We start from the raw sequence: 11259 nt of genomic DNA on the forward strand, positions 1-11259 counted from the left end.
AGCTACGGCGAAGGCGCGGTGATGGGCGTGCCGGCGCACGACGAACGCGATTTCGCGTTCGCGAAGAAATACGCGCTGCCGATCAAGCAAGTGGTCGCCCTTGAAGGCAAGACCTACAGCACGGACGTGTGGGAAGAGTGGTACGGCGAGAAGGGTACGGGCACGCTGATCAACAGCGGCAAGTACGACGGCCTTGCTTTCGAAGACGCGACCAACGCGATCGCCGCGGACCTGAAAGTGCGTGATCTCGGCGATAAAAAAATCACGTGGCGTCTGCGCGACTGGGGCATTTCCCGTCAGCGCTACTGGGGCACGCCGATCCCGATCATCCATTGCGCCACGTGCGGCGACGTGCCGGTGCCGGAAGCAGATCTGCCTGTGGTATTGCCGGAAGACCTGGTGCCGGACGGCACGGGCAATCCGCTCGCCAAGTCTGAAGCCTTCGTGAATTGCACGTGCCCGAAGTGCGGCGCACCGGCGAAACGCGAGACGGACACCATGGACACGTTCGTCGATTCGGCCTGGTATTTCTCGCGTTATGCCGCGCCGGACGCGACATCGATGGTCGACGAACGCACCGACTACTGGATGCCGATGGACCAGTACATCGGCGGGATCGAGCACGCGATTCTTCACCTGTTGTACTCGCGGTTCTGGACCAAGGTCATGCGCGACCTGGGCCTGGTGAAGTTCGGCGAGCCGGCGAAGAACTTGCTCACGCAGGGCATGGTGCTGAACGAAACCTACTTCCGCGAAGATTCGGCGGGCAAGAAGACCTGGATCAACCCGGCCGACGTGACCGTTACGCACGACGATAAAGGCCGTCCGGTCGGCGCGGTGCTGAACGCCGACGGCAAGCCGGTGGTGATCGGCGGCGTGGAGAAGATGTCGAAGTCAAAGAACAATGGTGTCGATCCGCAATTGCTGATTGATGCCTACGGCGCCGACACCGCGCGTCTCTTCGTGATGTTCGCCGCGCCGCCCGAGCAGTCGCTCGAGTGGTCGGGCACGGGCGTGGAAGGCGCGAGCCGCTTCTTGCGTCGTGTGTGGCAACTCGCGCATGGTCGTGCCGACGCGCTTAAAACGCACGCCAAGCTTGATACATCGAAGTTCAACGACTCCGACCGTACGCTGCGCCGCGAGATCTACACCATCCTGAAGCAAGCCGATTTCGACTATGGCCGCTTGCAGTACAACACGGTGGTATCGGCGGCCATGAAGATGCTGAACGCCGTCGACAGTGCAAAGGATGCAACGCCCGCCGTTCTCAATGAGACCTTCGGTGTGTTGCTGCGCGTGCTGTACCCGGTCGTGCCGCACATCACGTTCCAGTTGTGGCAGGAACTCGGTTACGCCGATCTGCATGGCGGTTTGCTCGACGCGTCCTGGCCGAAAGTGGACGAAAGCGCGCTCGAACAGGCTGAAATCGAACTCGTGCTGCAGGTCAACGGCAAGGTGCGTGGAACACTCACCATGCCGAAGGACGCGTCGCGCGAGGACATCGAAAAGGCGGCGGTCGTGCACGAAATGTTCGAGAAATTTTCGGAAGGGCGCGCGCCGAAGAAGGTCGTCGTGGTGCCGGGCCGGTTGGTGAACGTGGTCGTATGAGCCGGACATCGCGTGCCATGAAAATCCTGGAGGACGTTGTGAGCAGGAAAGCTGTCAGCTTGAGTTCGACCAACACGAAGACGAAGCGCGCGATCAGCCGGCGCTCGATCCTGACGCTGGCGTGCAGTGCGGTGCTGCTGTCGGCATGCGGCTTTCAGTTGCGCGGGCAGCAGGACTACGCGTTCAAGCGGCTCGCCATTAACGGCGGCACGCCGGAAATGCTTGGACGCCTCCAGCGTGTAGTGGAAGGCGGCAGCGACACCGTGATCGTCAAGGTGTCTGAAAAGCCCGACGCTATCCTGTCGCTGACTGGCGGGAATGGCATGAGGACCTTGAGTCTGAATGCGCAAGGCGTCGTGCAGGAATACGAACTCGACTACAACCTGAATTACTCAATGGTCGGTGCCGATGGTACGTTGTTGATTCCACCAAGCGTGATTTCGCTGAACCGTGCGCTGACCTATAGCGATCAGTTCACGCTGGCAAAGGGTATTGAAGCGCAGACGCTGTATCGCGATATGCAGTTCGACGCCGTGGATCAATTGACGCGCCGGCTCGCTGTCGTGCGTTCTCTGCATCCTTCGCCGAGTGAAGCGTTGCCGGGTATTGCGCCGCGTGCGCCGTTGCCCGTGCCGCCGCTGTAAGCGCGGGGACGTCGCTAAAAACCATGCAACTTCGACTCGACGCGCTCGACCCGCATCTCGCGAAAGGACTGAAAGGCTTGTACGTCGTCTATGGCGACGAGCATCTGCTCGCGCAGGAAGCGTGCGACAAAATTCGCGCGAGTGCCCGGGCGCAGGGGTTCACGGATCGCTCGGTGTTTGTGGTCGACCGTTATTTCGACTGGAGTTCGTTGCTGGGCGCGAGCCAGTCGATGTCGCTGTTCGGCGACCGGCAACTGGTCGAGTTGCGCATTCCCACCGGCAAGCCTGGCAAGGAAGGCGGGGAAGCGCTGAAAACCCTGGCCGGCGCCGATAACCCCGACGTTCTCACCCTCATCACCTTGCCACGGATCGACGCCGCCACGCAGAAGTCCGCGTGGTTCACGGCGCTGAGCGGCCCGGGCGTGATGATGAAGATTGATCCGGTTGAACGCGCCCAGTTGCCCATGTGGCTCGGCCAGCGCCTGAACGCGCAAAACCAGCGCGTCGCGCTGGGCGAAGACGGGCGGCGGGCGCTGGTGTTTATCGCGGAACGGGTGGAGGGCAATTTGCTCGCCGCGCATCAGGAAATCCAGAAGCTGGGTTTGCTTTATCCGGCGGGCGTCCTGACGTTTGAACAGATCCACGACGCCGTGCTCAACGTCGCGCGTTACGACGTATTCAAGTTGAACGAAGCGATGCTGACCGGCGACGTAGGCCGGTTGACGCGCATGCTCGACGGTCTGAAGGGCGAAGGCGAAGCAGGGACGCTCGTGATCTGGGCGCTGGTCGAAGAAATCCGCACGCTCCTGAGAATGAAACGGGGCATGGCGGCAGGCAAGCCGCTCGCCACGCTGCTGCGCGAGAACCGCGTCTGGGGGCCGCGCGAACGGCTGATCGGCCCCGCGCTCACGCGAGTGACCGAAGCGGCGCTGGAACGGGCGTTGTCGCTGGCGGCGAAGCTGGATCGGCAAGTCAAAGGCTTGTCGGGCGGCACGGGCCCGCGAGGCAGCGCGAACCCTGGCGATCCGCCGCCCGATCCGTGGGATGGCATGTTCGAACTCGCGATGACCATCGCTTCGTCGGGCAGTCCGCTACAAGGTAGCGCGCCCGCAGCGGCGCCGGCTAAGCGTCCAGCCTGACAACGGCCTAAAATCAACTTCCAGCAGCGCGTTTTGGTCCGGCAACGGCTCCGCAAAAAGCGTTGAACGAACCCATGAGAATGACGATGACCGACATCGACGAATACATGACCGAACTCGGCCGCCGTGCGCGCCGGGCTTCACGCGCCATGGCACGTGCATCGACTTCTGCGAAGAATGCCGCGCTCGAAGCCATAGCGGACGCTATCGAACGTGAGCGCGCTGCGTTGAAAGACGCGAACGCGCGAGATCTCGTCCGTGCCCGCGATAAAGGCTACGACGCCGCCTTCATCGACCGCCTGACGCTCTCCGACAAAGCCATACACACGATGATCGAAGGCTTGCGGCAAGTGGCCGCGCTGGCTGATCCTATCGGCGAAATCACGGGGCTGAAATATCGGCCGAGCGGGATTCAGGTCGGCCAGATGCGCGTGCCGCTTGGCGTGATCGGGATCATCTATGAATCGCGGCCGAACGTGACTATTGACGCCGCCGCCTTGTGCCTGAAATCAGGTAACGCGGCCATTCTGCGCGGCGGTTCCGAAGCGCTCGAATGCAACACGGCGCTGGCGAAGCTGATTGGCGAAGGTCTGGCCGCGGCGGGGTTGCCGCAGGACGCCGTGCAGGTCGTGGCAACGGCGGATCGCGCAGCAGTGGGCAAACTGATCACCATGACCGAATACGTCGATGTGATCGTGCCGCGCGGCGGCAAAGGCCTGATCGCGCGACTGATGGCGGAAGCGCGCGTGCCGATGATCAAGCACCTCGATGGCATCTGTCACGTGTACGTGGACGATCGCGCGGATATGGCGAAGGCGCTCAACGTCTGCGATAACGCGAAGACGCACCGGTACGGCACCTGCAACACCATGGAAACGCTGCTGGTCGCCCGAAGCATTGCGTCGGAAGCGCTGCCTGTGTTGGCGAAGGCGTTCCAGGCGAAGGAGGTGGAGTTGCGCGTGGACGCTGCAGCGCGCGCCGTGCTTGAAAAGGCAAACTTCGATGGCCCGCTCATCGACGCCACCGAAGCGGACTGGAGCACGGAGTATCTCGCGCCCATTCTGTCGATCAAGCTGGTGAAGGACCTCGATGAAGCCATCGATCACATCAACACGTACAGCTCGAATCACACGGACGCCATTGTCACCGAAGACCACGACCGCGCCATGCGTTTCCTGCGCGAAGTGGATTCGGCGAGCGTCATGGTCAATGCGTCCACCCGTTTCGCCGATGGTTTCGAGTTTGGCCTCGGCGCTGAAATCGGTATTTCGAACGACAAGCTGCATGCGCGTGGTCCGGTCGGACTGGACGGATTGACATCGTTGAAATACGTGGTTTTAGGCCACGGCGAAGTACGAACATAACAGTGAGAAAACACCTTCGATGCTCTGGATCAAATCACTGCATATAGTATTGGTGGCCTCGTGGTTTGCCGGCCTGTTCTACCTGCCGCGTATTTTCGTCAATCTCGCGATGGAAACCGAGCCGGCGGCCGTTACCCGCTTGTTGACGATGGCGCGCAAACTGTTTCGATTCATGACGTTTATCGCGGTGCCGGCGTTGGCTTGTGGTTTGTGGCTGTTGCTGGTGGTCGGCATTGGCCAGGGTCAGGGCTGGATGCATGCCAAGCTGGGAATCGTTGTCCTGATTATTATTTATCACGCGTATTGCGGCGTTTTGCTGCGGACGTTCGCGCGCGGTGAGAACAAGCGCTCGGACAAGTGGTATCGCATGTTCAATGAATTGCCCGTGCTCGGGTTGCTTGGCGCAACGCTGCTGGTCGTTGTCAAGCCGTTCTAAGCAACGCAAGCGTGTTGCAGCAAATGAAACGCCGGCCACCAAAGCGCCGGCGTTTTTGCATCTGATGGCCCTTCGACGCAATCGCTCGTAGCGGGGATCTCTCTACGCTTCATCCATGCACGACGACTACAGAGCGCTGCGTCGTTAGCCGACCCGGTGCAGGTTTTCCCAACCTTCATTCGCCTTCGCGATGATCTGTTTCACCAACTCAGCCGATGTCTCCACGACGGCGTATTCATCCTGCCCCGGACCGCCCATCTTCACCCGTTCAGTGCGATAGCGCATGCCGCTGGCAAATGGCGCGCGGCCGGAGGTGTGAAATTCGACACAGCCCGTTTCAGCCACCAGCCGCGCAATATTATTCAGCCGCACGCCCGCGCCGGGCATAACAACCAGCCGTTCCCCAGCGGCCTCCCGCAGCTTGCTGATCAACTTGGCACCTTCGGCCGCACTGGCTTCCTGGCCGGAGGTCAGGAGGCGGTCGCAGCCCGTATCGATAATATCTTCCAGCGCCTTGAACGGATCACGCGCTACATCGAACGCGCGATGGAAGGTCACTGGCATGGGTGCGGCCAGTTCAACCAGCCGTTGGGTTCGGGGCACGTCGATGTCACCGTCGGCGGTGAGCAGCCCGATCACCACGCCGTCCACGCCGAGCTTTTTGCAGGCGAGGATGTCGCGCTCCATCACATCAAATTCGACATCGGAATACAAAAAGTCACCACCGCGTGGGCGGATGATCACGTTTAACAGTATGCGCAGCTTGTCCCGCGCGCTGGCGATAGCGCCGTAAGAAGGCGTGGTGCCGCCTTCCAGCAGGTTGTCGCAAAACTCGACACGTGCTGCGCCGCCTGTCTGCGCCGCCAGGCACGAGGTAACGGAACCGGCACAGATTTCCAGCAGAACAGGGGGTTTGGACATGCGAGGGTTTCCTGGTGAAGGCCTGGCCCGTAGCTTAGAGCAAGGCATGGCGGTCTGCGAGCATAAGAGGATCTTGGCGGCGTCTTAAGAACGTTCTCATGGTTTCTTAGGCCTTCAACGTTCAGAACCGTCCGAGTGTTATCAGGTCGCATGCCGGCCATGCTGGTTTGCTTGATGACATGTATTGAGTGCCGGCCATTACCAAGTTTTCCTAATTGCAATAGTCGAAACGCTGACCGCAAGCAGCGCCCTTGTCTGGTCTCCACGCTTCACCGCCCGCCGTTGCTCACCTTCCCCGCATAAGTCCCTGATCCCGCTCGAAACAACGTCTCCCGTTTCACTGTCCGGCATCCGTTTAATTAGGACGTTTCTCATGGTCCTCCGATGCGCCGACGACGAGAATCCACTCATCGCACGAAGCCTGTGCTCCGAGTAGCAATTACGGATTCCTTTCTGGATTTGTATTTAGGACGCTTCCGATTTTCCGCGCCCGTTGCCGTACAGATAATGCACGCGCTGAAAAAAATGCATCCCGCGACGAATCGTTTCGCGTCGTCCCAGAGCGACGTATCCACCCCGTCCGAACTAGAGGCCAATGCCTCCCGCCCGGACGCTCAAAAGTCAAAGCCATGAAAAATGATGCACCGGGCGGCATGACGCCCAATCAACCGGACGACGGCGAGGACGCACTGGCGCTATCGACGAAGGTTGATGACACCTTGCTGAAAAGCCTCGTCTGGATGGCCGCGTATCACGGCAAGCCGACAAGCGAAGCAGCCATGCTCTCCGGCTTGCCCGCGGGACGTTTCATCTCGCCGAAGCAGGCGCAGCAGGCGATGGAGCAGTCCGGCTTCACGGTAGGCGTGATCGAACGCCAGCCGAACGAAGTATCGCCCATGCTTTTGCCCGTCGTGTTGTTCCGCAAGGACCACGGCGGCTGCGTCCTGATCGGCCGCTCGCCGACGGACGTCAAGCTCATCAAGCCCGCCGCTGAGATCAAGCCGGGCGAGCAGCCGCCGCAAGACGAGATGGAAGCCGCGTACCTCGTGGTGCTGCCGGAAGCCGGATCGAAAGTGGTCGCCATTGGCGTGAGCCAGTTGAAGGCGAACTACACCGGTTTCGCGATGCTCGTGAAGCCAGTCGGCCGCGAAGATGTGCGCGCCGGCAAACCTGAAGCCAAGCAGGACGGCCACTGGCTGCTGGGCACGTTGTGGCGCTATCGCCGCTATTACTGGAGCGCGGCCCTCGGTGCGCTGCTCATCAACGTGCTCGCGCTCGCCGGCACTTTCTTCACGATGAACGTGTACGACCGCGTCGTGCCGAACCAGGCGTTCGTGACCTTGTGGTCGCTGGCTATCGGCGTGGCGATCGCCATGTTGTTCGAGTTCATCGCGCGTAATGTGCGGGCTCACGTGCTCGATGTCGCCGGCAAGAAAGCCGACCTGATCATGGGCGCGATGCTGTTCAAACAGGCGTTATCGATCCGGATGGAACACAAGCCGGCGTCGTCGGGATCGTTCGCGAACCAGTTGCGCGAATTTGAATCCGTGCGCGATTTCGTGGCGTCCGCGACGCTCGCGAGTATCTCCGACTTGCCGTTCACGTTCTTGTACATCGCGGTGATCTTTGCCATCGCCGGGCCGCTCGGCTTCATTCCCCTGGCACTGATTCCGGTGATTATCGGCGTGAGCCTTGCAATCCAGTGGCCGCTCAAGAAGACGATGAAGGAAAACCTGCGCGAGTCGTCGCTGAAGCAAGGTGTGCTGATTGAAACCGTGGAAGGTATTGAAACCCTGAAGGCCACGGGCGGCGAGCGCTATATGCAGGAACGCTGGGAATTGTTCTCGGCGAAAGCCTCAGATACCTCGATGAAATCCAAGCGTCTCTCCGCGCTCGCGACAAATTTCGTCTCGTGGATCACGCAATTCGAGACGGTGATGATCGTGGTGGCCGGTGTGTACTTGATCGCTGACGGCAAGCTCACGCAAGGCGCGTTGATCGGCTCGGTGATTCTCGCCAGCCGCGCGCTTGCTCCGCTTGCCCAGGTGACGGGTCTCGCCGTGCGCTTCCAGCAATCGAAGGCCGCGCTCGATTCACTCAGCGGCTTGATGAAGAAGCCGGTCGAACGCGATCCCGATGTCGACTATCTCGACGGACCGGTGGTCACGGGCGCGCTGGAACTGAAGGGCGTGGGTTTCCACTATCCCTCGCCGAACGGCATGAAGCCGCCCGAGTTCCTGAAGGACATCAACATCAAGATTGAAGCGGGCGAACGCGTGGCCATTCTCGGTCGCGTGGGCAGCGGCAAGTCGTCGCTGCTGCGGGTGATGTCGAATCTTTATCGTCCGACGAGCGGCAAGGTGTTCAGCGACGGCATCGATCTTTCCCAGATCGATCCGGCCGACTGGCGCGATTCAGTCGGTTACGTGGCGCAGGACAGCCGCCTGTTTTATGGATCGCTGCGTCAGAACGTGATGATCGGCCGTCCCGATGCGTCCATTCACGAACTGCTGCGCGTCGCCAAGGTGACAGGTATTGACGCCATTGCCGCCGGCAATCCGCAGGGCTGGAACATGCAGATTGGCGAGAACGGTGACGGTTTGTCGGGCGGCCAACGCCAACTCGTGGCACTGGCTCGCTGCCTGATCGCACGTCCCAGGCTGTTGCTGATGGACGAGCCGACCAGCGCCATGGACACCCAGACCGAAGCCGCGTTCATCCGCGATCTCGCTGCCGCCACGAAGGGCACGACGCTGGTCGTGGTCACTCACAGACCGTCTCTCTTGCAGCTAGTGGACCGCGTGATTGTGGTCGACGGCGGCAAGGTCGTCACCGACGGCCCCAAGGAAACCGTGCTCGCCGCGTTGCGTACGCCGGCTGCGCCAACGGTCACTCATACGCCGTCAGACGAAGCTCGCGCTGACACAGCTACGAAGGAATGACAATGAAACTGCTTACCAAACTGGGCCGCTGGGTCCGCGGATTGACGCCGGCCGGCCGCCGCAAAAACGCCGAGCCGCAAATTCATCCCGCTCACGCCGTTTATATGAACGATCTGCGCGAATCGCTTCTCGCGCAGTCCATCCCCGGCACGATGATCACGCTCTACCTGGTCGCCGCAATCCTCGTCAGCGGGCTGGTGTGGGCGAAGTTTGCCCGTGTCGAGGAAGTCACTCAGGGACAGGGTAAGGTGATTCCGGCCAGCCGCGAACAGATCATCCAGAGTCTCGAGGGCGGGATTCTCGCGGACATGCACGTGAAGGAAGGTGATGTGGTCCAGAAAGGGCAGCTGCTGCTCAACATTGACCCGAAACGTGCCGATTCGAACTATTCCGAAGGGCTCTCGAAGCTGATTGGCCTGAAGGGCAAGGTTGCGCGGCTGCATGCCGAGGCGTTCCATACGGCGCTGGCTTTTCCGCCCGATGTCCAGGCCGACAAGCTGGTCGTTCAAAGCGAAACCATGGCCTATCAGGCTCGCCGCCGGGCGCTGGAAGACAGCGTGGCGTCTTTGCAGCGCAGTTATTCGCTCGCCATGAGCGAGTTGAACATGACCGAGCCGCTTGCCAAACGTGGTCTTATTTCGGAAACCGAAGTATTGCGCATGCAGCGCAGTGCAAACGACCTGCAGTCGCAGATCGTGGAACGCCGCAACAAGTATCAGTCCGATGCCAACGAAGAACTGTCGCGTCTCGAACTGGAACTGGCGCAGACGAAAGAAAACCTCGCGGGCCGGGCTGACGTGCTGGAACGCACGACGGTGGTGGCGCCGGTCAAGGGCACGGTCAAGGACATCAAGGTGACGACCATTGGCGGGGTGATTCAGCCGGGCCAGCAAATCATGAGCATTGTGCCGTTCGCGGACCAGCTGATCGTGGAAGCTCACGTGAAGCCTTCGGACGTCGCGTTCCTCAAGCCGGGCCTGCCGGCCATGGTGAAGATCTCCGCGTATGACTTCGGTATTTACGGCGGCTTGAAAGGGCATGTGATCAACATCAGCCCGGACACGCTCGTCGACGAAAAAGCCGCGCCGGGTAAGCCTGACGCCATTTATTACCGCGTGCAGGTCCTGACCGACAAAAGCGAACTTACGGCGGCTGGGAAGCACCTTCCGATCATTCCGGGCATGACCGGCAACGTCGAGATTCGCACGGGCGAAAAGACTGTTCTGTCGTACTTGCTGAAACCTATTTTCAAGTCGCGCGAAGCGTTCCGCGAGAGATAAGCATCATGTCGAAATCAAATCGTATCGCGCGGGCAGACCGTAGCGAAGCACAACTAATCAAAGATGCCTTTAACCGTCGGCCGCTGTTTTCGTCGATGAGCGTGCTGGTGGGTACCGGTGTGGTGGCGCTCTCGGCGCTGCCGTCGAGCGCCCACGCAAAATCCGCGCTGGACGAGATGGCGTGGCTGCCGCAACACACGCAGTTGACGAACAACGCAGGCGCCGTGCTTAACGCGGCTAGCGCACCGGTGGCGAGAGCGGTTGCTGTCACGCCGGCAAGTCTTCCGGCGTCAAGGCCAGTGATAACAGAGGCGCAGGCCGTACCTGTGGTCGTTCATCGCGCGGCCGAGTTGGTTCCGCGCTCGCGAGGTTTTGCCGATGCAGGCATTGTTCCCTCCGCCCAGCAATGGCCGGATGAAAACGACGCTGCTACCGCGGATGTAGTCCGCACCGGTAAACTTCAGGTCGCGGTAGCCGCCCCACAGGTTGCGCCAGCCGTCGAGCAGGTTCGCACGCCCTTGTCAGTCCACAACGCGACCCCGGCGCGCATAGGCGTCTCTACATCGCCGATGCGTCCCGCCGCTACTGCAGTCGTGTCTGCCGGACCTCCCCACGACATGCAGGCCGATCTGCAAACCTTGCGGGGCGTGGTTGCCACGAGCGCAGTGGTGCTCGAGGATCAGCAAGCTGCCTTGGCGCGCCCGAACCGGATTGCAGCCGTCGCATCGCGCGCCTTACCGGTTACGGGCGCAGCCGACACGACGTTTGCCGCGAGCGGCATCGACACACCCGTCACGAAAGGCCGGCGTGTGGCGCGCTCGACCGATCAGGGCTACGCGGACTGGCTGGACGACTCCGCCGGTGCCAAGGCGCAGGCCGATCGCTCCGTCGTTCCTGAACAGGCGGTCAGGGCGGCGCTCCGAAG

At 61.1% G+C, this 11259-nt stretch carries 8 protein-coding genes and 1 pseudogene; 8 read left to right on the forward strand and 1 reads right to left on the reverse strand.

Translation table 11 applies throughout. From position 1 onward, the window contains the following. From leuS to JWR14_RS01000, 5 genes are all read left to right on the forward strand, one after another. The coding region (leuS, locus tag JWR14_RS00980; RefSeq protein ID WP_299699826.1) for a leucine--tRNA ligase at positions 1-1608 on the forward strand (1608 nt) is incomplete at its 5' end. A gap of 92 nt (positions 1609-1700) precedes the next feature. Next, positions 1701-2252, forward strand: a complete 552-nt coding sequence (gene lptE / locus JWR14_RS00985) for an LPS assembly lipoprotein LptE (RefSeq protein WP_299699847.1) — start codon at positions 1701-1703, stop codon at positions 2250-2252. A 23-nt stretch (positions 2253-2275) separates the two neighbouring features. Then, complete coding sequence (gene holA, locus JWR14_RS00990) at positions 2276-3391, forward strand: DNA polymerase III subunit delta (protein WP_299699829.1); 1116 nt, start codon at positions 2276-2278, stop codon at positions 3389-3391. 86 nt (positions 3392-3477) lie between these two features. Continuing rightward, complete coding sequence (locus JWR14_RS00995; protein WP_299699832.1) at positions 3478-4755, forward strand: glutamate-5-semialdehyde dehydrogenase; 1278 nt, start codon at positions 3478-3480, stop codon at positions 4753-4755. A 19-nt stretch (positions 4756-4774) separates the two neighbouring features. Continuing rightward, positions 4775-5191, forward strand: coding sequence for a CopD family protein (locus JWR14_RS01000; RefSeq protein ID WP_299699835.1), 417 nt, complete (start codon positions 4775-4777; stop codon positions 5189-5191). Positions 5192-5335: 144 nt separating this feature from the next. Here the strand turns inward: JWR14_RS01000 and JWR14_RS01005 are convergent, their stop codons facing one another. Further along, positions 5336-6112: a copper homeostasis protein CutC gene (locus JWR14_RS01005; RefSeq protein WP_299699838.1), complete on the reverse strand. Its 777-nt coding sequence runs from the start codon at positions 6110-6112 to the stop codon at positions 5336-5338. A gap of 629 nt (positions 6113-6741) precedes the next feature. Between JWR14_RS01005 and JWR14_RS01010 the strand changes: the two genes are divergently transcribed. The 3 genes and pseudogenes from JWR14_RS01010 to JWR14_RS01020 all read left to right on the forward strand — a co-directional run. Then, positions 6742-9054 (forward strand): type I secretion system permease/ATPase, encoded by a 2313-nt coding sequence (locus tag JWR14_RS01010; RefSeq protein WP_299699841.1) that lies wholly within the window; start codon positions 6742-6744, stop codon positions 9052-9054. A 2-nt stretch (positions 9055-9056) separates the two neighbouring features. Next, positions 9057-10334, forward strand: coding sequence for an HlyD family type I secretion periplasmic adaptor subunit (locus JWR14_RS01015; RefSeq protein WP_299699844.1), 1278 nt, complete (start codon positions 9057-9059; stop codon positions 10332-10334). A 5-nt stretch (positions 10335-10339) separates the two neighbouring features. Continuing rightward, positions 10340-11259: pseudogene (locus JWR14_RS01020) on the forward strand (hypothetical protein); the annotation flags it as partial.

Source organism: Caballeronia sp., assembly GCF_028292365.1.
GTDB lineage: Bacteria > Pseudomonadota > Gammaproteobacteria > Burkholderiales > Burkholderiaceae > Caballeronia.